21 protein-coding genes, 1 tRNA gene and 1 pseudogene are annotated in these 24,156 nt (G+C 35.1%); 8 read left to right on the forward strand and 15 right to left on the reverse strand.

All coding sequences use genetic code 11. The features are described 5' to 3' along the window. Nucleotides 1-151: 151 nt before the first annotated feature. The gene (locus tag FP435_RS07975; protein WP_265483754.1) at nucleotides 152-625 is read left to right on the forward strand and encodes a helix-turn-helix domain-containing protein; all 474 of its coding nucleotides are present in this window, start codon (nucleotides 152-154) and stop codon (nucleotides 623-625) included. 97 nt (nucleotides 626-722) lie between these two features. Here the strand turns inward: FP435_RS07975 and FP435_RS07980 are convergent. Then, nucleotides 723-795: transfer RNA gene (locus FP435_RS07980), tRNA-Thr, on the reverse strand. A 189-nt stretch (nucleotides 796-984) separates the two neighbouring features. Here FP435_RS07980 and FP435_RS07985 point away from each other — a divergent pair. Together FP435_RS07985 and FP435_RS07990 are read left to right on the forward strand one after the other, a co-directional pair. Beyond that, the gene (locus FP435_RS07985) at nucleotides 985-1,668 is read left to right on the forward strand and encodes an MgtC/SapB family protein (protein WP_265484659.1); all 684 of its coding nucleotides are present in this window, start codon (nucleotides 985-987) and stop codon (nucleotides 1,666-1,668) included. A gap of 142 nt (nucleotides 1,669-1,810) precedes the next feature. After that, nucleotides 1,811-2,962: an Mbeg1-like protein gene (locus tag FP435_RS07990; protein ID WP_265483755.1), complete on the forward strand. Its 1,152-nt coding sequence runs from the start codon at nucleotides 1,811-1,813 to the stop codon at nucleotides 2,960-2,962. A 50-nt stretch (nucleotides 2,963-3,012) separates the two neighbouring features. On the opposite strand, the gene FP435_RS07995 is transcribed toward FP435_RS07990, so the two are convergent. The 14 genes and pseudogenes from FP435_RS07995 to dnaA all read right to left on the reverse strand — a co-directional run bounded on the left by FP435_RS07995 (nucleotide 3,013) and on the right by dnaA (nucleotide 18,779). Continuing rightward, complete coding sequence (locus FP435_RS07995) at nucleotides 3,013-3,891, reverse strand: ROK family protein (protein ID WP_265483756.1); 879 nt, start codon at nucleotides 3,889-3,891, stop codon at nucleotides 3,013-3,015. Between the two features lie 71 nt (nucleotides 3,892-3,962). Next, nucleotides 3,963-5,339, reverse strand: coding sequence for a replicative DNA helicase (gene dnaB / locus FP435_RS08000; RefSeq protein WP_265483757.1), 1,377 nt, complete (start codon nucleotides 5,337-5,339; stop codon nucleotides 3,963-3,965). 5 nt (nucleotides 5,340-5,344) lie between these two features. Then, entirely contained in the window at nucleotides 5,345-5,800 is a 456-nt protein-coding gene (rplI, locus tag FP435_RS08005; protein WP_265483758.1) for a 50S ribosomal protein L9, read from the reverse strand. Nucleotides 5,801-5,802: 2 nt separating this feature from the next. After that, a pseudogene (locus FP435_RS08010) lies at nucleotides 5,803-7,832 on the reverse strand (DHH family phosphoesterase). Between the two features lie 72 nt (nucleotides 7,833-7,904). Then, the gene (locus tag FP435_RS08015; protein ID WP_265483759.1) at nucleotides 7,905-8,822 is read right to left on the reverse strand and encodes a magnesium transporter CorA family protein; all 918 of its coding nucleotides are present in this window, start codon (nucleotides 8,820-8,822) and stop codon (nucleotides 7,905-7,907) included. Nucleotides 8,823-8,923: 101 nt separating this feature from the next. Further along, nucleotides 8,924-9,160, reverse strand: a complete 237-nt coding sequence (gene rpsR, locus FP435_RS08020) for a 30S ribosomal protein S18 (protein WP_008471430.1) — start codon at nucleotides 9,158-9,160, stop codon at nucleotides 8,924-8,926. Between the two features lie 23 nt (nucleotides 9,161-9,183). Beyond that, the gene (gene ssb, locus FP435_RS08025; protein WP_265483760.1) at nucleotides 9,184-9,702 is read right to left on the reverse strand and encodes a single-stranded DNA-binding protein; all 519 of its coding nucleotides are present in this window, start codon (nucleotides 9,700-9,702) and stop codon (nucleotides 9,184-9,186) included. Between the two features lie 33 nt (nucleotides 9,703-9,735). Then, nucleotides 9,736-10,032: a 30S ribosomal protein S6 gene (gene rpsF / locus FP435_RS08030; RefSeq protein ID WP_265483761.1), complete on the reverse strand. Its 297-nt coding sequence runs from the start codon at nucleotides 10,030-10,032 to the stop codon at nucleotides 9,736-9,738. A 174-nt stretch (nucleotides 10,033-10,206) separates the two neighbouring features. Continuing rightward, nucleotides 10,207-12,669, reverse strand: a complete 2,463-nt coding sequence (gene gyrA / locus FP435_RS08035; protein WP_265483762.1) for a DNA gyrase subunit A — start codon at nucleotides 12,667-12,669, stop codon at nucleotides 10,207-10,209. 9 nt (nucleotides 12,670-12,678) lie between these two features. Then, complete coding sequence (gene gyrB / locus FP435_RS08040) at nucleotides 12,679-14,640, reverse strand: DNA topoisomerase (ATP-hydrolyzing) subunit B (protein WP_265483763.1); 1,962 nt, start codon at nucleotides 14,638-14,640, stop codon at nucleotides 12,679-12,681. Next, the gene (recF, locus tag FP435_RS08045) at nucleotides 14,641-15,771 is read right to left on the reverse strand and encodes a DNA replication/repair protein RecF (RefSeq protein ID WP_265483764.1); all 1,131 of its coding nucleotides are present in this window, start codon (nucleotides 15,769-15,771) and stop codon (nucleotides 14,641-14,643) included. A gap of 3 nt (nucleotides 15,772-15,774) precedes the next feature. Continuing rightward, entirely contained in the window at nucleotides 15,775-15,993 is a 219-nt protein-coding gene (gene yaaA / locus FP435_RS08050; protein WP_265484660.1) for a S4 domain-containing protein YaaA, read from the reverse strand. 164 nt (nucleotides 15,994-16,157) lie between these two features. Continuing rightward, entirely contained in the window at nucleotides 16,158-17,288 is a 1,131-nt protein-coding gene (dnaN, locus tag FP435_RS08055; RefSeq protein ID WP_265483765.1) for a DNA polymerase III subunit beta, read from the reverse strand. Nucleotides 17,289-17,453: 165 nt separating this feature from the next. Beyond that, nucleotides 17,454-18,779, reverse strand: coding sequence for a chromosomal replication initiator protein DnaA (gene dnaA / locus FP435_RS08060; protein ID WP_265484661.1), 1,326 nt, complete (start codon nucleotides 18,777-18,779; stop codon nucleotides 17,454-17,456). A 518-nt stretch (nucleotides 18,780-19,297) separates the two neighbouring features. Here dnaA and rpmH point away from each other — a divergent pair. From rpmH to mnmG, 5 genes are all read left to right on the forward strand, one after another. Further along, on the forward strand, nucleotides 19,298-19,438 hold the full coding sequence (gene rpmH / locus FP435_RS08065) for a 50S ribosomal protein L34 (protein WP_117118249.1): 141 nt from the start codon (nucleotides 19,298-19,300) through the stop codon (nucleotides 19,436-19,438). A gap of 48 nt (nucleotides 19,439-19,486) precedes the next feature. Continuing rightward, nucleotides 19,487-19,855 carry a ribonuclease P protein component gene (rnpA, locus tag FP435_RS08070; RefSeq protein WP_265483766.1) on the forward strand — a complete coding sequence of 123 codons (369 nt, stop codon included), beginning with the start codon at nucleotides 19,487-19,489 and terminating at the stop codon, nucleotides 19,853-19,855. A gap of 2 nt (nucleotides 19,856-19,857) precedes the next feature. Then, nucleotides 19,858-20,733, forward strand: a complete 876-nt coding sequence (locus FP435_RS08075; protein ID WP_265483767.1) for a YidC/Oxa1 family membrane protein insertase — start codon at nucleotides 19,858-19,860, stop codon at nucleotides 20,731-20,733. 105 nt (nucleotides 20,734-20,838) lie between these two features. Beyond that, complete coding sequence (mnmE, locus tag FP435_RS08080) at nucleotides 20,839-22,224, forward strand: tRNA uridine-5-carboxymethylaminomethyl(34) synthesis GTPase MnmE (protein WP_265483768.1); 1,386 nt, start codon at nucleotides 20,839-20,841, stop codon at nucleotides 22,222-22,224. 8 nt (nucleotides 22,225-22,232) lie between these two features. Further along, a complete protein-coding gene (gene mnmG / locus FP435_RS08085; protein ID WP_265483769.1) occupies nucleotides 22,233-24,140 on the forward strand; it encodes a tRNA uridine-5-carboxymethylaminomethyl(34) synthesis enzyme MnmG in 1,908 nt (635 codons plus the stop codon). The last annotated feature ends 16 nt before the right edge of the window (nucleotides 24,141-24,156 follow it).

Genomic DNA, 24,156 nt, shown 5'->3' on the forward strand with positions numbered 1-24,156 from the left:
CTAAGTTTACGTTTATTTTACCTTTGTCCCTTATATTATAAATATCGAGTAACTTCCATACAAGAAACGAAGTTATAATATCAATTTCAATTCAAAGTTAATAAAAGAGATAGAGAAAAGAAAGTACAAATATTTAGAAAGTATTTTTAACTTGAGTAAAGTTAGTTATGAGCAAAAGCTTAGCGCCGTTAAATCATACTTAAATGGAGAAAGTAGTAAAAAAATAATTGATGAACTCAATATTAGAACTAACGCTCAATTACTATTTTGGGTTAAACAATATAAAGCCCATGGCGCAAGTGCTCTAAAAGAAAAGCGTAACCACAAGGGCTACAATAAAAACTTCAAATTAAAAGTACTTCAATGGAAGAAAGATAATGAAGCTACTTATGAAGCAACTGCTCTCAAATTTGGTATCTCAAGTCCATCAATTATTTATCAATGGCAACGACTTCTAAATAAGGGAGAACTATTAAATTCCACTAAAAAGCGTGGTCGTCCTGCTCTTGAACAAACTCCTGTCCAATCACTTTCTTCTAGCGAAAGAACTGAACTGGAACAGTTAAGAAAACAAATTAATGCTCTAATTCAAGAAAATAATTATTTAAAGAATTTAGTTTCATGAACAGAGGCTAAAAAGAAAAAGAAAAAGTAGTTTTGATTACTTTTTCTTTTTTTATACAAAAAAACTCAGTCATTTGACTGAGTTTTAATTTATATAGTGCTGACTAAAGGATTCGAACCTTCGACCTCATCATTACTAGTGACGTGCTCTGCCAACTGAGCTAAGTCAGCAACATTTTACATTTAATATTATATCTAAAGGCCAAATTATTTGCAAGATATAATTTTAAATTTTATTGTTAAAATCTTAATTATATAACAACCATTTTTAAATTTAATCGTTTTTACTTTCCAAAATAGGATACAATATAGAGAGTATTCTAAGAAAAGGAGTGAGATTTTTTGGATAAATTAATTCCTATGGCCACACAGCTAGACTGGTTACTCCGCTTGCTTGTGGCTGCCCTTTGTGGAGGCGCAATTGGTTATGAGCGTGCCACTTTAAGAAAAAGTGCTGGGATGAGAACCCACATTGTAGTTGCTGTAGCTGCTGCTTTATTCATGATTTTATCTAAATATGGATTTTATGATTTGCTTTCTACGCAAAACATTATCTTAAATCCCTCAAGAATTGCAGCACAAATTGTTACTGGTATCTCATTTATTTGTGCCGGAACAATTTTAGTTCGTAAACAGCAAGTTTCAGGTTTGACCACAGCAGCTGGTATTTTAGCTACTGCTGCTATCGGAATGGCAATTGGTGCTGGATTATATATTCTAGGTGTTGTAACTACATTCTTCTTATTTGTAATTCAAATTATTTTTCACGATGATAATTTCATCAACTTCATCATTCTTCATGTTAGATTCAATGTTCAAATTGAAGCAAAATACAGCGAGACATTTTTAGAGGATCTAAAAAAACAACTCGAAGAAAACGAAGTCGAACAAGTTTCTATCAAAATTCTTAATTTAAATTCAGAAAATATTGTAGTACATGTTGATGGAGTAATTAAGAATCGAAAGGATGAAAACAACATCATTTTAGCCCTCGAACAAAATCCTGCAATTGAACAAATTACTTATAATCGAGGCGGAAAATAAACTCAAAAGATCCATGACAATTGTTATGGGTCTTTTGTATTGAAAATCACAAGCCCTTTTGATGTTTTTTCAACCGATTGCATTATACAATTAAGACATGACCTAAATATAAATAGTCTAAATTTAAAGAAAGGATGGTTTGATGGCAAAACTACTAGACTACGTTCGCTGGCGTGGGGATCTCTCTTTTGATGTAGATCCATTTAATAGCCTTGATGCTGCTTTTTTTGCAACACTAGCCTATCTTCCTTTTGATAAATCAGTTGCCGGTCACACTCTTGGCGAAGCAGCTGAACGTCTCTACTATAAAAGAGCTAAACCTTACCAATTTAGTAATAATGATAACCTAGCACTGCAACTTCTTCCAATTAGTAATCGCTATAAGGATATTACCTTTCTAGATTGGTCAGATAAAATGCAAAAAAATCCACCTATCCAATTCACTGCCGCTACCTTACGTATTGCTCCGCATGTTATTTTAGTCAGCTTCCGCGGTACCGATGGAAGTATGATTGGAATTACAGAAGATATTGATATGAGTTACAAACCTGAAGTCGGTGGTCAATCTACTGCTGGAGAATATCTGAACCATATCGCTTCCCTTTATCCTAATAGTAAAATTATTACTACTGGTCACTCAAAAGGTGGTAATTTTGCTAGTTACTCTATTACTAACCTATCAATTAAAGATCAAGATCGAGTAATTAAAGCTTATAGCTTTGATGGGCCTGGATTTATGAAAGAGACATACTCTCTGCCTGAATTTCAACGTGTTATTCCTAAAATGATTACTTATGTTCCAGAAGGATCTATCTTTGGTATGATGCTTGATCACCCTGAAAGAACGATTGTAGTTAAAAGTAAGGCCCATATGATGAGCCAACATGATCCTAGACGCTGGGAAATTGCTAGAAATGGTTTTGTATTAGCTCCTGGCTTAACAACCGCTAGTCGGGTTATTCGTCATAGTTTTATTAGTTGGAATACTCAAATTCCACGTCAGCAACGTGAATCACTCTGGCTTGCTCTTTTTTCAGCACTAGAAGATCAACACATTACTGAATTTAATCAATTAACCGCTAATAAATTACGGGGAGCCATTCAATTTAGCCATGCTTATTTAACCTTAGATCCTAAAATTCGTTTAATTGCCAACAAAATCATTTCTGATGTTGTTGCGATTGCTCGGACACGTGTTCATATTCCCTTTGTACATAAAGTTGAAGCTTTACAAACTTTATCTAATGACTCTGCCAATGGTCCCATTGTTCTTGACTCTTATGATGGTTCATAGTTTCACGTGTAACAAAAAGACTCTTGAGAATTCTCAAGAGTCTTATTTTATTAGTCTTCTAATGCTTTTTTAGCTAAGGCAAAATTCCCCAAAGTAGCTGAACCATTATTTTCAACTGCTGGACGCACAATTAATTTTTCTAAGTCGGGAGTTTCAACATAATCATGATTAAATTCTTTAAAGTATTTTCTTACTCGTTTTAAATCCTCTTCATTTAAAACAGAGCCTCCAACAACCATTACATCAGCTCTAGTACTCATATATACGTTATAAAGCATTTGAGCAACATAATATGCAACAAAGTCGAATACTTCATTGTCCCGCTTCAACTCTTCGCCAGGAATTCCTGTCCGGGCCTTTAAAGTTGGACCAGCAGCCATCCCTTCAACACAAGCACTCCCATGGAATAAGCAGTAACCTTCATAAGTATCTTTTGGATGACGTTTTACAATCATATGTCCCATTTCTGGGTGAGCATTTTTTCCGATAAAGTGGCCATTTTGAATAATTCCACCACCTACACCTGTTCCAATTGTTACATAAACAATTGTTTTGTTATTATCTTTTCCACGAGCGATATACTCACCATAAGCAGAAGAATTCACATCAGTTGTAATATAAGCAGGTACATCTAAGCCACGTTCTAAACTACCCTTTAAGTCAAAATTTGACCAACCAGGTTTTGGCGTCGATAAAATGTAACCATAAGTTTTAGAATTTTTATCAATATCTATTGGACCAAACGTTCCAATTCCTAATGCTTTAATTGGATATTGCTTAAAAAATTCAATTGTATTTTTGATAGTTGTTTCTGGATCTTCGGTAGGAATTCGCTTTTGTGCCTTAATATTTCCTTCAGTATCAGCAACCGCTAAAATAAACTTTGTTCCACCCGCTTCAATGCTTCCTAATAAAAATTCTTCTGCCATTTTCCTGTACCTCGCTTTATTTTTCTTTCTAAAAAATTATTATATCCTATAATTTAACCGCTTACAACACTTTATTCATTTAGTTGATGATGCGTATCTAGATTTGAAAAACGATTAAACGGCTTAGAAAACATCAGCTTAACCGTTCCACGACTACCAGAACGGTTTTTTTCAATAATTACTTCTACTTCACCACTATCTTTTTCTTGTGCTGGGTCGCTTTCTCCATCTTCTCGTTCATCCCGATAATAATCGTCACGATATAAAAATGCAACAATATCTGCATCTTGTTCAATTGATCCAGACTCACGAATATCTGACAAAACCGGTCTTTTATCTTGCCGCTGCTCCACTGAACGGGATAACTGGGAAAGAGCAATAATTGGAATATGTAACTCTTTAGCAAGTTTTTTTAATTGACGCGAAATTGCTGATACTTCTTGCTGACGGCTTTCACTTCTTGGACCCTCAATTAACTGTAAATAGTCAATGACGATTAAGCCCAAGTTCCCTTTACTTTTATTAGCTAAATTTCTTGCTTTAGCACTCAATTCACTAATTTTTATACCGGGAGTATCATCAATGTAGATGTTCGTTTGAGCTAATTTATCAGTTGCCAAAAAAAAGTTCTGATATTCTTCCTGAGATAAATTACCAGTTCTTAAATGTTGGGAATCAATCAATCCAGTTGAAGCAATCATTCTTTGCACCAATTGATCAGCACCCATTTCTAGCGAAAACATCCCTACTGTCTTATTAGCATGCAACCCAACATACTGGGCCACATTTAAGGCAAAAGCAGTTTTACCTACCCCTGGACGAGCCGCCAAAATAATTAATTCATCATTATGAAAACCTGTTGTCATTCTGTCTAGTTCTGTAAACCCAGTTGGCAGTCCTGTTACTCCTCCCTCTGCTTCTGAGAGTTCATTAATTTGCGTAATTGTCTCTTTAACTACTTCACCAATTTTTTTGAAGTCAGTAGTACTTTTTTCTTGGGATATTTTAAGGATTGAACTTTCGGCCTCATCTAAAATATCTCCAACTTCATCTTTTTCATCCATAGCAGTTTGAATGATTGTTTGGCTAGTATCAATCAACTTTCTCAGGAGGGATTTATTTTTAATAATTTTAGCATAGTAGTTACTATGAACTGTGGTAGTCTTTGTGACTAACACATCCGTGATATACTTTATCCCACCAATATCTTCTAAATGATCTTCTTGTTCTAATTTATTTTTTAAAGTAATCGGGTCAATTCCCTCACCATTTTCAAATAATTCAAGCATTGCTGCAAAAACTAATTGATTTGCCCTTGTATAGAAGTCGTCTGCTGAGATAATCCCACTAACTTCTCCTAAAGTACTAGGGTCTAAAAAAGCGGCCCCAAGGACCGCTTTTTCGGCTACACTATCGTGAGGAACTTGTTGTGATACAACATTATCCATAAATATTAATTTTGCTCCGTAATATGTACACTAATTGTAGATTCTACACCTTTAAATAATTTGACTTTAACGTTAGTATAACCAAGTGATTTAATGGGTTCAGGTAATTCAAGCTTTCGCTTGTCGATTTTAATTCCATATTGTTTTTCTAAACCTTCAACAATCTTTTTACCTGAAATCGAGCCAAACAACCGTGAGTCAGTTCCTGCTTTAGACTTAAATGAAACAACAGTTTCATCTTTTTCAAGAATTCCCTTAATTCTTTCAGCTTCAGCTTTTTCTGCTTCATAAGCATCTTTTTCTGCTTTTTCAACACGTTTTAAGGTATTTAAGTTTGCGCTAGTTGCTTCTTTTGCATATCCATTTTTTATTAAAAAGTTTTGAGCATAACCAGTTGGAACTTCTTTAACTTGTCCACGCTTGCCTTTGCCCTTCATATCTTTTGTAAAAATGACTTTCATAATTAATCTTCCTCTTCTGTATTCTCTTTAATATATTCTTCAATAGCTGCTACCGTTTTGTCAAATGCTTCTTCAACAGTTACATCATTTAATTGTGTAGCTGCATTAGATAAATGGCCTCCACCACCAAGTTTTTCCATAATTACTTGTACATTGAAGTTACCAGTGGAACGAGCCGAAATACCCACTACATCTTTACTTCTGCGCGTAATTGCAAAACTTGCTTCTACATTTTCAAGTGATAAAGCTGTATCAGCTGCCTGTGCAGTGACAATAGAATCATAAATTCGATCATTTGCTCCAGTCATCACGGCAATGTCTGGTTTTATCATTTCGATTGTGGAAATCAATTGACTTCTTTGTAAAAAGCTCTCCACACTCTCTTTTAAGATCTCAGAAACTACTTTCGTATCTGCTCCAATTGATCGCAAATAACTTGCAGCATCAAAAGTTCGTGTTCCTGTTCGCAATGAAAATTCCTTTGAATCTACCGTAATCCCTGCTAACATTGCAGAAGCTTCCAAAGGATTCAACACACCTTCTCCTCCTTGTGGTTGATACTCAATCATTTCAGTAACTAACTCACAGGTTGAAGAGGCATAAGGTTCAATGTATACCAACATTGGATTTTCTGGAAATTCTTCTCCACGCCGGTGGTGATCCACAATAATTAAGCGATTTTTCAAGGCATCATAAACTTCAGGTGAATAAGTAATGGAATACTTTGAGTGATCAGTTAATACCAAGAGTGAATCCTTTGTGGCCTGATCAATTGCTTGACTTGGAGTAACAAATAAATCTTTATCAATTTGTGCCTCTTTCATTTTAGCAATTAACTTCTTGACATCATAATTTAAATTTTTATCTTCTAAGACCACATTTGCTTTAACGCCATGCACTTGGGCAATTTTGGCAATACCGATCGCAGAACCAATTGCATCTAAATCAGGATTACGGTGTCCCTGGATAAATACCTGGTCTACCCCTTAAAGAGCTCTTCAAGGGCCTGAGAAACCATTCGAGCACGTACACGGGTTCGTTTTTCCATTGGATTAGATTTTCCACCATAAAAACGAGCTTCTTGACCAGGTTGCTTAACTACTACTTGATCTCCTCCTCGCCCTAAAGCTAGGTCCAAGTTTGATTGAGCCTGTTTGGCAATTTCATTTAAACTTTCCGATCCAAAGGCAATTCCTACTGATAGGGTTAGTGGAGTATTGTTACGATTACTTTCTTTTCGAATCTTATCCAAAATAGAGAATTTATCTTTTTCCATTTCATCTAGATCTTGCATGTGCATCAACCAGATGAAGTGATCTTCATCAATCCGCTTTAAATAAACATTGTATTTTTTAGTATATTCGCTCAACGCATTTTGAATATAACCATTCATCATAGTTACACGTTGATCACCTAAGGATTGACTCAGCTCATCATAATTATCAATAAAAATTAATCCAATTGCCAAGCGTTGTTCTTTATATTTTTCTTCGATATTAGCATATTTTGTAATATCCAAAAGATAGACGACACCAAGATTATTTTGAACAACCATTTCAAATTTATGATGACCCCAAGTTACAACTTGATTCTTCTTAGCATCACTTTCAATGGCTTGATTGATTAATTCTGCTAATTCTGGATCAATCGCTTTAATGGACATTCCAATGACATCTTTATTCTTTAAATAAAGTTGTAAGTAAGGATTAACCCATTGAATTTGCCGATCTTTATCATAAAGTAGAATTCCCAAGGGCATTTTAATCATGGCTTCTTGCTCACCACGTTTAATTCGATAGGAAAGATTAGCTGCATAATTATTAGCATTTCTTGCTAAAACAGAAGTCCCATAGATACAAAAAACTGCTATCAAAAAAAATAGTGCTAACATTCCAAATCCATATAACGGACTTAAGATAAAACCAATAATTGCACCAATTAATGATAAAACATTAATTATCACAACAGATGCTGTCAATCTTGAATCTTTAATAAAAGCAGGCAATTCCAACTTACTAAACCAATTTTTCATAAAGATCCTTTCCAAAACATTAACATCTAACAATCTATCTTTTATTATACCGCAGAATTGTTTTCCTCGTGTCTACATCATATTATGCTTTTTCAAATACCAGAGCAGAATTGCCATGATGATAATCGAGCCGACAATAATTAAGACCCAATCAAAAGAATTGTGAAAAACAGGTAAATCAACATTCATTCCAAAAAAACCTGTTACAATTGTGGGCACTGTTAAAAGAAGCGACCAAACAGTTAAAAATTGCATTGTGTTGTTTAGATTGTTATTCAACATATTATTGGAAGTTTTTGAAATCTCTTCCGTAACTTCGTTATAAATTTTAACCATTTGAGAAGATTGTTGAACTTCAATAATAATATCATCACACATTTCTTCTTCTGCTTTATTCATATGAAGGCCAGATTTTGTGTGCTTTAAGCTTTCAAGCATTAATAAGTTTGTTCTAATAGAACTTGAAAGATATACCAAACTTTTTTCAACCTGCGATAATTCTTGTAAATCTCGATTATGAATTGCTTTACTTAAATGATTATCCAATACCATTCGTTGGCTATTTAATTGATTTAATGCTCGTTGAAAATACTTTGTCACTGAAAAAATAATGGCAAAAACTAATTCTTTTTGGCTATGAATATCCTCGTCACCTTTTTGGCGAAACTCTTCAATCATATACGTGGTATCAGGCGTATGGATAGTAAAGAGCGTATGATCCACCATTAAAAATTTGATTGGCAAAGTAGTAAAATGGTCTGCATCAGAAGTTGGCCAAATCGGCACATCATAAACAAATAAATCACTATTGGTAATATAATCATGATCAAAGTGAGGACGTTCATGCAAGTCAGTAATATATTGAATAATCTCATTGGTTAATTTAAATTGAGATTGTAATACCTTAATATCTCTTTCATCTAAATTGTAAATATCATACCAACGATAATCAAAATTATATTGACCAGGTAAAGTTTCTTTAATAATCACTGCTTTTCCCCCTTGAACTGACTTGTATTTTCTTTATACACCTTAAAGACAAAAAAAGCATTAATTCCAAGGTGAAATTAATGCTTTTTATTTGTTGATTATTAGTCTTCTGCGACAAATGGCAATAAGCCCATTACACGAGCTCTCTTAATAGCAACAGTCAACTTACGTTGATTCTTTGCGCTAGTGCCAGTGACACGACGTGGTAAAATCTTACCTCTTTCAGAGATAAAACGTTTCAACAAATCTACGTCTTTGTAGTCGATGTAATCGATGTGGTTAGCAGCAATGTAGTCAACCTTACGACGACGACGGCCACCTCTTCTTTGTTGAGCCATATCAAAGATCCTTTCTTTTTAAATTAAAATGGAAGATCATTATCTGAAATATCAATAGATTCATTAGAATCAGCAAATGGATCTTGTGGTTGTGGAGCCGATGCTCCATTATTTCCAGTTCCCGGAGCAGTGTTACCACCAAAATTATTTGTATTTGGTTGGTTTGTGCTTGGAGTTGGTTGTGGATACCCACCACCATTTGCTTGACGATTTTCACGTTCACGACGTGATTCTAAGAATGAAAAATCACTTACAATTACCTCAGTAACATAAACTCTTTTTCCATCTTTATCATCATAACTTCTAGTTTGAATACTACCTTCAACACCAACTAATGAACCCTTTGAAGTAAAGTTAGCAAAAGTTTCTGCTGCTTTACGCCAAATAACACAGTTGATAAAGTCAGTTTGGCGTTCACCCTGACTATTAGTATAATTTCTATCTACAGCCAAAGTAAACGTAGCTACTGATATTCCACTTCCAGTAGTACGTAAATCAGGGTCACGTGTTAATCGGCCAACTAGTACAACATTATTAATCATACAGTTTGCTCCTTCCTAATTCACGAAAAATTATTACTTGTCTAATTTTACAGTCATTGAACGTAAAATTTGGTTATCAATACGTGAAAGACGACCAAATTCGTTCACAGCATCTGCGTTTGCTGCATCAAAAGTCATGATGTGGTAAGTACCTTCACGGTATTTATCCATTTCATAAGCGAAACGTTTCTTACCCCAATCTTTTGATTCAAGGTTTTCTGCACCGTTATCGGTAACAACCTTATCAAAACGTTCGATTAATGCTTTCTTTGAATCTTCATCAATATCAGGCTTGATGATGTAAGTAACTTCGTACTTAGTCTTTTCCATTATTATTGCACCTCCTCTTGGACTCAATGGTTCTTGTCTTAATCAAGAACAAGGAGTAATTGGATTACTCACATTGTTTGATTTTAACATAATAAATAAAAAATTACCAAATAAATTCACGTGATCCTGAAATTTTTCATAATTTCTTACGTAAATATTTGGTAATTTTTTTAATTATTCTTCACTATTTTCTTCGTCATCTTGATCAATCACTTTGGTTAAACTAGCAACTTTTGCATCATCGTCTACCTTGATTAATCTTACTCCCAAAGTACTACGTCCTGTTTGAGAAACATCAGAAAGTTGGAAACGAATCATGACTCCTGCATCAGTAATTGCCATGATATCTTCATTTCCTTTTACTACTGTTACTCCAGCAAGTGGGCCGTTCTTTTCAGTGATATTAGCTGTTTTAATACCTTTTCCGCCACGTCCCTTTACTGGATATTCGCTAGCAGCTGTTCTCTTTCCGTAACCTTTTTCAGAAATTACTAGAACTTCATCATCTGGTTGTAAAACTTCTGCTCCTACGACATAGTCATTTTCTCTTAAATTAATTCCGCGAACTCCAGCAGCACTTCGTCCCATAGCACGGACATCATTTTCATTAAAAGTTACTGCATAACCTAAATGCGTTCCAATTAAGATATTTTGTTGTCCATCAGTAGTTAACACATTGATTAACTCATCGTTATCTTTTAGTGTTAAAGCAATTAATCCACTACGTCTAATGTTTTCAAATTCACTAACTTTAGTTCTCTTAACTGTACCATATTTTGTAACAAAGAATAGATAATTATCATCTGCATCTGCTGCTACATTAATTACTGCTTGAACGTTTTCACCTTTTTCTAGTTGCAAAAGGTTAATAATTGGAAGTCCCTTAGCATTACGTCCAAATTCAGGAATCTCATAAGCTTTCTTTGAATATACCTTACCCTTATTGGTAAAGAATAAGAGGTAATCATGGGTGCTAGTAAAAATTAAATGGTTAATGAAGTCGTCATCTTGGACTCCCATTCCTTTAATTCCTCGTCCACCACGATTTTGTACTTTAAATTCACTAGCTGGCATTCTTTTTACATAACCATTATGAGTAATAGTTAATAGTACATCTTGTTGTTCAATAAGATCTTCATCTTCAATAGAAACAACTTCCCCAGCTGCAATTTCTGTTCTTCTATCATCACCAAAGCGTTTTTGAATTTCGATTAATTCGTTATAAATCAAATCATCTAAACGTTCTTGCTTGGCTAAAATATCTTTATAATCAGCAATCTTTGCTTGTAAATCATTATATTCTGATTCAATCTTATCACGTTCTAATCCAGTCAAACGCACTAAACGCATATCCAAAATTGCTTGTGATTGACGATCATCTAAACCGTAATTTTGAATTAATTGTGCTTTAGCAATATCACTAGTTTTTGAAGAACGAATAATTTTAATGATTTCATCAATGTGATCAAGCGCAATTCTTAATCCTTCAAGGATATGAGCACGATTTTGAGCTTTCTTTAAATCAAACTGAACTCTCCTACGTACTACATCTTCTTGGTGATCAAGGTAGTACTGCAACATTTGCTTTAATGTCAAAAAGTGTGGCGCACCATTTACAATCGCTACCATATTCATCCCAAAGTTAGCTTGCATTTGTGTTTCTTTAAAAAGATTATTTAAGACAACACTTGCACTAGCATCACGCCGAACATCAATGGTAACCCGCATCCCTGTTTGATCGGATTCATCCCTTACACCTGTAATTCCATCAATCACTTTGTTACGTGCAAGATCAGCAATCTTTTTAACAAGTTCTGCTTTATTTACCATAAACGGTAATTCAGTAATGATAATTTGTTCTTTACCATTTTTTTGTACTTCAATACTAGTTTTTGCTCGAACAATTATATTTCCTTTACCAGTTTCATAGGCACGATAGATCCCACTACGTCCCATTACAATTCCACCAGTTGGAAAATCAGGTCCAGGAATAGCCTGCATTAAATCCTTAGTAGTTACATCTGGATTTTTCATTAACATATGTAATCCTGCAATAACTTCGGAAAGATTATGTGGAGGGATATTTGTAGTCATCCCTACTGCAATTCCGTTAGCACCGTTAACTAATAAATTTGGAATTCTTGCTGGCAAAACTACTGGTTCATTTTCAGTGTCATCATAGTTACGTTGCCAATCAATGGTTTCTTTGTTAATATCACGAAGCATTTCAACGGCGATTTTACTCATTCTAGCTTCCGTATAACGCATGGCAGCTGGTTCATCACCATCGACAGAACCAAAGTTTCCGTGTCCATCTACCAAAAGATAACGATAACTAAAGTCCTGGGCCATATGCGCCATAGCTAAATAAATTGAAGAATCACCGTGGGGGTGAAATTTACCCATTACTTCCCCAACAATTCTCGCACTCTTTTTGTAAGGCTTATCTGGTGAGACACCCAGTTCATTCATTCCATAAAGAATACGTCGTTGTACGGGCTTCATTCCATCTCTTACATCTGGTAATGCACGAGCTACAATAACTGACATTGCATAATCTAAGAAAGAGCTACGCATGGTTTGTGTAAGATCAACATTCCTTATGCGTCGATCTTGAGTTTGATTCTCGTTATCCATCTAAACCTCCTATGCATCTAAGTTTTCAACGTATTTAGCGTTCTTTTCAATAAAATCTCTTCTTGGGCCAACTTCATTACCCATTAACAATTGGAAAACTTCATCTGCATCCTCTGCCATTTCAGGGCTTACTCGATCTAAGCGTCGATTTTCCGGATTCATAGTTGTTTCCCATAACTGTTCTGGATCCATTTCTCCAAGTCCTTTGTAACGTTGAACAACTGGCTTAGGACTAGGCTGAAGAGTACCTAAATATTCACGTAATTCTTCATCAGTATCCAAGTATTTTTCTACTTTTCCTTGACGTACTTGATACAAAGGTGGTCGAGCAATATATACATATCCCTTTTCAATCATTGGGCGCATGTAATTGTAGAAGAGCGTCAATAATAAAGTTCTAATATGGGCGCCGTCGACATCCGCATCAGTCATAATAATTAACTTATGGTATCTCGCCTTTGAAACATCAAAGTCTGACCCAAATCCTGTCCCTAAAGCAGTAAATAATGAACGAATTTCTTGATTGGCTAAAATTCTATCCATTGATGCTTTTTCCACATTTAAAATTTTCCCACGAATTGGTAAGATTGCTTGCGTTAAACGAGAACGTCCTTGCTTAGCTGAGCCACCTGCTGAGTTTCCTTCGACAATAAACAATTCCGAAATACTTGGATCATTACTTGTATTATCAGCTAATTTCCCAGGTAAGTTTGCTATTTCTAATCCAGATTTTTTCCGGGTAACTTCACGTGCACGCTTAGCAGCTACGCGAGCTCGAGCAGCTAATTGCCCTTTTTCCACAATTTTGCGTCCAACCTGTGGATTTTCCATTAAAAACTTACTAAATGTTTCAGAAAAAGCTTTATCCACAGCTGCTCTTGCATCTGAATTACCTAGCTTAGTTTTAGTTTGACCTTCAAACTGAGGTGCTGGGTGTTTAATAGAAATTACTGCCGTCATTCCTTCACGGATATCTTCACCAGAAAGATTGTCGTCATTGTCTTTCAAAATTTTTGCACGGCGTGCATAGTCATTTACTACTCTTGTTAAAGCGCTCTTAAATCCTGCTTCATGACTTCCACCTTCATAAGTGTGAATATTATTAGCAAAAGTCATTAATGTAGTTTTATAACCTTTAGTATATTGAAGAGAGACTTCTACATTAATCCCATCATAGTCTCCTTCAACATATACTGGCTCATCAAATAAGACTTCACTGTTGCGATCAAGGTAAGACACATATTCCTTAATCCCACCTTCATAGTGGTAAACATCTGTCTCAGCAGTTTCCTTACGCTTATCACTAAAAGTCAGTTTTAAGCCCTTATTTAAAAAGGCAAGTTCACGAATACGGTTTTTTAAAATTTTATCATCAAAGGTAGTTGTTTCAGTAAAAATATCTCCATCTGGGTAAAAATGCACGATAGTTCCGTGTTCACCTAAATCGACAGTTCCTACTTCATGCATTTCTTCTACTACACGTCCATGATCAAAAGCAATTCTATATTTTTTACCATCACGCATAACAGTAGCATCAAGTTTGGTAGAAAGTGCATTAACAACTGAAGCCCCTACACCGTGTAGACCCCCAGAAACTTTGTAACCGCCACCGCCAAATTTTCCTCCTGCGTGTAAAACAGTAAAAACAGTCTCAAGAGCTGGACGACCAGTTTTTTCTTGGATGTCAACTGGGATTCCGCGTCCATCATCTTGCACAGTTACACTACCATCTTCATTAACAGTAATTTCAATTTTAGTCGCAAATCCTGCTAGACGTTCATCGATACTGTTATCAATAATTTCCCAAACTAGGTGGTGAAGACCTTGCGCACTAGTTGATCCAATGTACATTCCAGGTCTTTTTCTAACTGCTTCAAGACCACCTAATACTTGAATTTGACTAGCATCATACGCATCAGCGCGCTTCTCAAATTCTTGAGCCTGTTCATTAGTATGTGTTTCTTCAGCCATTTAATTCTCCTCTTTACTAATTTTTCCAGAGTTAAGTTTAAAAATTCGAGGTTGTTTTATCTTTTCCCAGGAAATACCTTCTAAATCCGTTGTGGTAATAAAAGTTTGGGTTTTACCATGAATATAATTTAATAATTTACTTTGCCTTGTATGATCTAACTCACTCATTACATCATCTAATAATAAAATTGGATATTCTCCTGTTAGTTCATAAATAAATTGGATTTCTGCCAACTTTAAACTTAAGGCAACTGTTCTTTGCTGCCCTTGTGACCCATACTCACGGGCATTTTTACCATTTATCAAAAAATAAATATCATCACGATGGGGACCAACTTGAGTTAAACCTGATTTTAGTTCACTTTGTTCAAGCTTTTTAAACTGAGCCTTTACTTTATCCACAATGTTTTCCACAGAATCATCATCTAAAATTTCATTAATTGATGGCTGATAGACAATTTCTAGCTTTTCTTGTGCATTACTAATTGCCTGATGAGCAACCTGAGCATAACTGTTTAACCTTTTCAAATAATTTATTCTGCGCCAAATTATTTCCCCGGCAATAGTTGCTAATTGCTCTGATAAAACATTGAGGAAAACCTTATCTTTAGTTTTCCCAAGAGCTAGCTGTTTTAAGTAATTATTTTTTTGATGTAATACTTTTTGATACTGAGTTGAAAAATACAAGTATTCGCGATTAATCTGACTAAATTCTAAGTCCATAAATTTGCGTCTTAACCCTGGTCCGCCCTTTACCAATGATAGGTCTTCGGGAGAAAATAAAATTGCATTCATTTCTCCCACATATCGCGAAAGCTTCTTTTGTTCAAGGCGATTAATAAATGCTGTCTTACCTTTTGAGGAAAGATTAAGCCGTAAATTTGTCAAAATTTGGCCAGAATTTTTTCTGAGATTCCCATTTAGTACTGCAAATTTTTCATCAAATTTAATTAATTCCTTGTCGTTACTTGTGCGATGAGACCGAGTTAGTCCCAAAAAATAAATTGCTTCTAGCAAGTTAGTTTTGCCTTGCGCATTTGCTCCTAAAAAAATGTTCACATCAGGGCTAAATGAAACAATTTCCTGGGAAAAATTACGAAAATTCTTCAGTGCTAAATTTTCTAGGTACATCTTCTAGCCTGCAATAAAATTATATGTTTGGTTTTCCACAACTAGACGATCACCAGGGTATAACTTTTTTCCTCGCCGATCTTCTAACTTATTATTCAACTTGACGGGATTATCTTTTAAGTACCATTTGGCCTGTCCCCCAGAAGAAATGATACTTTCTTCTTTTAAAAATTGCGCCAAAGTAATATATTCACCTTTTACACTAAAATTCTTGATAATCATCACCCCATTTTACCTCTATTATACTCTATAAGTATAACTTTTTTTGAGAGAAAACACAATTTTAGCCTGTTTTAAGCATGCTTTACCTCTTCCTAATATCCTTATACTAAAAACATAAAAAAAGCCTTATAACTCAAAATAAGGCTTTTTATGAAGATTGGAATTTAATATGTTCTTACCGGTGTAATTAATTGAACAAAACTTACTTCTTCCTTGTCAGGGATAATAGTAAATGGACGCAATGGTTGAGTAAAGTTCATTACTACACCCTCAGTAATAGAAGCGCGCAGTGCATCACGCAAATAATCAGGATTAAATGAAATTTCTAAGTTATCACCTTGTAAATTCTTAAATGATAACTCTTCTTCAACATTACCAATTTCTGGTGAATCACCTTGAAGTTTTACACTTTGGTTATCCACATCAAGTGACATTTTAACCACATTGTTGCGACTTTCATGAGTAAGTAAACTAGCACGTTCTAATGACTTAGCTAACTCTAAGAGATCGAACTCCACACTAGTTGTAGAGTTAGTAGGTATTAAACGATCAGTATCAGGATATGAACCTTCAAGTAAACGAGTGTAAAAAGAAAGGTTACCCACGGTGAAAAGTACTTGGTTATCCCCAGGTGTTACTTGAACTTGTGGATTATTTTCCCCAATAATTCTAGCTAGTTCTACTAAACTTGTTCCAGGAATTAAAAGGGTTGCATCTACTTGTGAATCATCTTTAAGAGCAACTTCACGCTGAGAAAGACGGTGGCTATCAGTTGCCACAGCTTTAATCTTGTTATCTTTAAAAGTAAAGTTAACTCCATTTAAGGTTGGACGGTTTTCTTGCGAAGCAACTGCAAAAACAGTTTCATTAATTACATTACGCAAAAGCTTGCCAGAGATTTCAAAAGAATTATCCTCAGGAATTTCTGGAAGTGTAGGATAAGCACTTGCATCTAAACCGTTAATAACAAATTCTGTATTTTCAGATGTTATTTTAGTTTGTAACCCATCTTGAACTTCAAGAGTAAATTCCTTCCCAGGTAATTTTTTAACAATTTCGCTAAAGAAACGTGCAGGTAGAATAATTGCTCCAACTGTATCAATTTGCAAATCTTCATTAGCTGGAATTGTAATTTCAATTGATACATTAGTATCGCTACCAGTTAATACCAAGCCTTCAGAAGTTAAATTTAATTTAATACCATTTAAGATTGGAAGAGGTGTACGTGAAGAAATTGCTCGCATAGCATTATTTAAGTTTTCTAAAAACATATTTCGATTGATAGTAAATTTCATTGTGTCCTCCTAGATGAGAAAATCTTTTATATATTTATATTATATATTACTTAGTAGTAGTAGGTCTTGTGGATTCTGTGGAAAAGTAGGTCTATGTGCTGTTATTAAGCTAAATTGTCTGTGGATATCCTGTGGAAAAGTTGTGGATAACTTTGAGGATAAAAATTAAGGATTTGCGTGTTCCAGCATAGTTTTGAGATCAGAGACTTGCTTTTTAAGCTCATTATTAGATCGAATTCCTTGCTCAATTTTATCGTAAGCATGCATAACTGTGGTGTGATCTTTTCCACCAAATTCTCTTCCAATTTTCGGTAGACTGATTTCAGTCAGTTCTCTTGCAAGATACATCGCAATTTGACGTGGTACCACAATATATTTTACTCGTTTTTTACCTTTAAGGTCATCAGTTGAAAGTTGAAAATAATTGGCAACCACTTCTTGAATTTTAGAGATTTGCAGTCCACTTCGATGTTGATTTAATTTTAGGTCGTCCAATGCTTCATGGGCTAATTGAATATTAATATCGGCTTTTTCAATAGTTGCATGGGCTTGTACCTTTACGAGCGCCCCTTCTAGTTCACGAATATTTGTATTAACATGTGACGCAATATAATTTAAAGTGCGATCATCTATTAGTAAGCCGTCGGCTTCAGCTTTTTTTCGTAAAATTGCAATTCGTGTTTCAAGATCTGGTCGAGTAATTTCAACCTGTAATCCCCAAGCAAATCTCGACAAGAGACGTTCTGAAAGTGCAGGTATTTCATTAGGCAACCGATCGCTTGTCATTACAATTTGCTTTTGATTGTTATAAAGGGTTTCAAAGGTGTGGAAAAATTCATCTTGAATCCCTTCTTTATTTGCAAAAAATTGGACATCGTCTACTAAAAGTAGATCGCAAGTTCGATACTTTTCTCTAAAAGCAGCTTGAGTCTGATTTTTTAACGAATTAACAAAGTCATTTACAAAAGTTTCACTTTGAATGTAGAGAACCTTTGCGTCAGGATTTCGGGCAAGCATATGGTGTCCAATAGCTTGCATCAAATGGGTCTTACCTAATCCTACACCCCCAAAAATAAATAAAGGGTTATAGAAACTCCCTGGATTATCAGCTGCAGCTAAAGCTGCACCGGCTGCTAGCTTATTCCCCTCTCCTTGAACAAAAGTGTCAAAAGTATATTTATTGTTTAAAGGTAGTCCGTCCATAAAAGGATTTGGACGTCTACGGGGACGTTTTTCGCGTAGATGATTTTGGGAAGAAAGAGGAGCAAATTCAGAATGTTCTTGTATGACTTGAAAGTGGGGTACAAGTTCAATATTGGCATAAGCATAGGCTGCTTGAATTAATTCTGATCCTAGATTGTTTTCCCAGTATCCCTTTGAAACGGATGACTCTACACCGATAACGATATCATTTGTTTCAGGATCAAATGAAATAGGCTTCGTATTTTTAAACCAGGCATTATAGGTGACTTCGTTATAAGTTTTTTTCATCTCTTCGATGAAGAAACGCCAAAATTTTTCTAAGTCCACGTATAATTCCTCCAAAAAGAAAATAAGTCATAACAATTTTAGCATTAAAAAGGCTGGTTTTCCACAGCCTGTTGAAAACTAGTTTCCACAAATTAACAGCTTGTTAATATATTTTTTATTTATCCACAAAAAAGAAAGTTTTAAAAATAAAAAAGTAACTTATCAACAGGGTCACTGTGTATAATAATTGCTTTAATATCAATAATCTTATTAATTAAATGCCACTTTTACACAGGGTGTGGAAAAAGTTAATAACACCCTGTTAATTGTGGAAAAGATTGTGGAAAAGATTGTGGAAAAGGTAAATTTAATAATTATAGAAACGACTTATGCACAACTTATACACAAGTTTATCATTAAAAAGTGTAGAAAGAATAATGGTTTTTTTTTATGAGAAAGCCTTGGTTTTTAGTAATAAATATGGTATTCTAACTTAGAATATTGTGCATGAAGGCATTAAAAATGGAGGTGCAATCTATATGACCACAAAGAGAACTTATCAACCTAAGAAACGTCACCGTTCACGTGTTCACGGTTTTATGAAGCGTATGGCTACTTCAAACGGCCGTAAAGTTTTAGCAAGACGTCGTAAAAAGGGTAGAAAAGTCTTATCTGCTTAATCCACTGAGCCCCAGTGGATTTTTTAATCTAAGTTAGGATGAGTCAAATTGAGAAAATCCTATCGTGTAAAAACTGAAAAAGATTTTCAAAGAGTTTTCAAACAAGGGCAATCTAAGGCCAATCGAGCTTTTGTAATTTACTGGTTACCCAGAGAAGATCAAAAACACTTTCGTGTTGGTATTTCTGTGGGGAAAAAAGTGGGGCATACTGCTGTTGCACGAAATCGATTAAAAAGATATATTCGAGCTACCTTGACAGAGTTAAAGGCCGAAGTAAGCCCTGATTTAGATTTTTTAGTTATTGCAAGGCCATATGCGCGTAATTTTAATATGGTTCAAACACGGAAAAATCTTATCCATGCGCTGAGCTTGGCACATGTGATACCTACCAGAAAGACGGAAGCAGAGGAAAATTAAAGGTGAAAGACTTTTTAACAAATAAAAAGGTAAAGAGATTAATATTAGTATTAGGTCTCGTTGCATTAACTCTAACACTTACAGGTTGTGGAGTTAGTCCAAATTCACAAGCTCATGCTATTTCTCATAATAGTGGAGGCTGGTGGGACCGCTATGTTTTGTATTATGTCTCTGAGTTTATTTTGTGGATTGCAAGTTTAGTACATAATTCTTATGGATGGGCTATTATCATCTTTACAGTTATTGTACGAATCGTTTTATTACCACTAAATGCTTTTCAAATTAAGAGCATGGGTAAGCAACAACAGTTGCAACCACAAATGGATGCTTTACGTAAAAAGTATTCTGGCAAAGATGTTGAAAGTCGACAAAAATTACAAGAAGAGACAAGTAAGCTTTACAAAGAGGCAGGGGTAAACCCATATATTGGGTGTTTACCACTTTTGATCCAATTACCAGTTATGTGGGCTCTTTATCAAGCAATTTCTCGAACTCCACAGCTGCAAAATGGTCGCTTTTTATGGATGGACTTAGGTCGTCCTGATCCTTACTTTATCATGCCATTGTTAGCTGCTTTGTTTACCTTCTTATCCTCATATATAAGTCAGCTATCTCAACCAAAGTCATCTCAAAATGGAATGACAAAATCAATGACATATATTATGCCAATTTTTATTGGGATTACAGCAATGGGACTTCAATCTGCTATTTCTCTGTATTGGGTAGTTTCTAACTTATTCCAAGTAGTTCAAACTTTCTTCTTGCAAAATCCGTTTAAGTATCGAAAAGAGCAACAAGAAAAACAAGAAGCTGAGAAAGAACGTCAACGACGATTGCGAAGAACCTATAAGCGATTAGGTCGAAAAAAAAGTAAATAATTATCTGGTAAAGATAAAGTAGTCAAAGTGCTTTATCCACCTTATTTGTTATGAACAAGGGTGGAGTGGCGCTTTTTTTATTTAATTTTTATAGAAGAGGTAAAAATGGCACAAGTTTTAACTCAATTTGATACAATCGCTGCTATCTCTACACCTATTGGTGAAGGAGGTATTTCGATTGTTAGATTATCAGGAGAAGATGCAATTGAAATTGCAAATAAGGTATTTAAAGGTAAAGATTTAGAGCAAGTTGCAACGCATACCATTCATTATGGTCATATCATTGATCCAGAAACAAAAAAAGTAGTAGATGAAGCAATGGTGAGCGTAATGAAAGGTCCAAAGACCTTTACACGTGAAGATGTTGTAGAAATTAATTGTCATGGTGGAATGGTCGTTACCAATGAAATTTTACAACTTCTTTTAGCTAATGGAGCTCGAATGGCAGATCCAGGAGAGTATACAAAGCGTGCTTTTATGAATGGGCGAATTGACTTAACCCAGGCTGAATCTGTGATGGATATCATTCGCGCAAAAACTGATAAATCCCGGGAAATAGCCATGAATCAATTAAAAGGTGGTTTATTAGGCCAAATTAGAGAATTACGTCAAAATTTACTTGATACAATGGCTCAAGAAGAAGTAAATATTGACTATCCAGAATACGATATGGATGATATGACTGGCAATCAAATGAAAGAAGTAGCCCAGCAGGTCTCAAAGAAAATCGAAAAGCTTTTACTTACGGCGCAAGAAGGAAAAATTATGCGCAATGGTTTAGCGACAGCGATTGTTGGCCGTCCAAATGTTGGAAAATCTTCTCTGTTAAACTACTTAACACAAGATGAAAAAGCAATTGTCACTGATATTGCCGGGACCACCCGTGATACTTTGGAAGAATATGTTTCTATTAAAAATATTCCTTTAAAATTAATCGATACTGCTGGAATTCACGAGACAGAAGATAAAGTAGAGAAAATTGGTGTTGAACGGTCAAAAAAGGCTGTTCAAGATGCAGATTTAGTCTTATTGCTATTAGATGGAAGTAGAGAACTTTCAGATGAAGATAAAGAGTTACTTGACTTTACCAAGTTTAAGAAGCGAATTATCATTTTAAATAAAAGTGATCTTGGAAGTAAGATTACCCGGGAAATGATACAAAAGATTACTGATTCACCGGTAATTATGACCTCTATCTTAGAAAGAAATAACTTAGATTCTTTAGCAACTGAAATTGAAAAGATGTTCTTTAGTGGTTTAGAAAATTCTGCCAATCAGGTTATGGTTACTAATCAACGTCAGGCTGGATTATTACAAAAAGCACGCCAGTCTCTTCAAGAAGTAATTACAGGTGTGGATAGTTCAATGCCACTCGATTTAGTACAAATTGATTTAAAAGACGCATGGGATACTTTGGGAGAAATTACTGGTGAAAGTACCCCTGATGAACTGATTACAGAATTATTTAGTCAATTTTGTTTAGGAAAATAGGTGAAAAAATGAAGACATATGATTCAAAAGAATTTGATGTAATAGTTGTTGGAGCAGGACATGCTGGTTGTGAGGCAGCATTAGCCGCAGCAAATATGGGTCAAAAAACTTTACTTTTAACTATTAATTTAGATATGGTAGCTTTTATGCCATGTAATCCATCTGTAGGAGGACCAGCAAAAGGAACAGTTGTTCGCGAAATTGATGCACTAGGTGGCCAAATGGGTAAAAACATTGATGCCACTTATATCCAAATGAGAATGCTAAATACTGGAAAAGGGCCTGCCGTGCGTGCTCTTCGCGCTCAAGCAGACAAATGGCAATATCATGCAACAATGAAAGATGTATTGGAAACCAATCCATTGGTTACTTTGCGTCAAGGAGTTGCTGATGAATTGGTAGTGGAAGATGGTGTCTGCAAAGGAATTATCACTAATACAGGAGCTCGTTACCATGCCAAAAGTGTAGTTTTAACTACTGGAACAGCGGCTCGTGGACAAATTATTATTGGGGAATTAAAGTATTCCTCAGGTCCAAATAATTCACTTCCATCAATTAAATTACCAGAAAATTTGGAGAAGCTTGGCTTTAAGATGCGTCGCTTTAAAACAGGTACTCCTCCACGAGTAGATGGTAATACTATTGATTATTCTCGGACTCAAGAAGAACCAGGGGATGAGGAACCACGTCATTTTTCTTATACAAGTAAAGATGAAGACTATATTCCAGTTGAAGAGCAGTTATCATGTTATATGACTTATACCAATGAAGGAACCCATGATATTATTCGTCAAAACCTTGATCGTGCTCCAATGTTTTCGGGGGTAATTAAGGGTGTAGGGCCAAGATATTGTCCTTCAATTGAGGATAAGGTTGTTCGCTTTGCTGATAAAGATCGTCATCAAATTTTCTTAGAGCCTGAAGGTCGTGATACCAAGGAAGTTTATGTTGGGGACTTTTCTACCTCAATGCCTGAGGAAGTTCAATTGAAGATGTTGCATTCCGTAGTCGGATTAGAAAAAGCTGAATTAATGCGTCCAGGTTATGCAATTGAATATGATGTCATTGAACCATGGCAATTAAAACACACACTTGAAACGAAAAATATTAAAGGACTTTTTACTGCTGGTCAAATGAATGGAACATCTGGCTATGAAGAAGCAGCAGGACAAGGCTTAATTGCTGGGATTAATGCGGCTTTAAATGCAGAAGGTAAACCTGGTTTCACTTTGCAACGTGATGAAGCTTATATTGGAGTTTTAATTGATGACTTGGTAACAAAGGGTACTAATGAGCCTTATCGTTTATTGACTAGTCGTGCAGAGTATCGCTTATTGCTTCGTCATGATAATGCAGACTTGCGATTAACTGAAAAGGGACATGAATTAGGCTTAATTGATGAAGAACGGTACCAAGATTTCCTTGATAAAAAGCAGGCAATTGCTCAAGCGATGAAGACTATGCAAGAAGTTATGATTCACCCAACACCAGAGGTGCAAGAGTATTTAGCAAGTATCAATCAAGATCCATTAAATAATGGAGTAAGTGCGGCAGATTTCTTGAAGCGTCCAAGAGTTACTTTTGAAGGAATTGAAAAAATCGTTGGTCATCCTTTAGCTGATGATCGTTATGTAAAAGAACAAGTTGAGATTGCCTTGAAGTATGAAGGTTATATCAAGAAAGAAAAGAAGTTAGTAGAACGTCTTCATCGTCTAGAATCCAAGAAGATACCTGATCGAATCGATTATTCTGCAATTGATAGTTTAGCAACTGAAGCACGTCAAAAATTTGAAAAAATTCGTCCAGAAACTTTGGCACAAGCAGAAAGAATTTCAGGAGTAAACCCTGCGGATTTAGCGATTTTAAGTGCTTATATTCAACAAGGAAGAATTGCAAAATTACCTGCGGAAAAATAATTTATTTCCGGGTAAT

The organism is Lactobacillus sp. PV037, assembly GCF_014522345.1.
Classification (GTDB): Bacteria; Bacillota; Bacilli; order Lactobacillales; family Lactobacillaceae; genus Lactobacillus.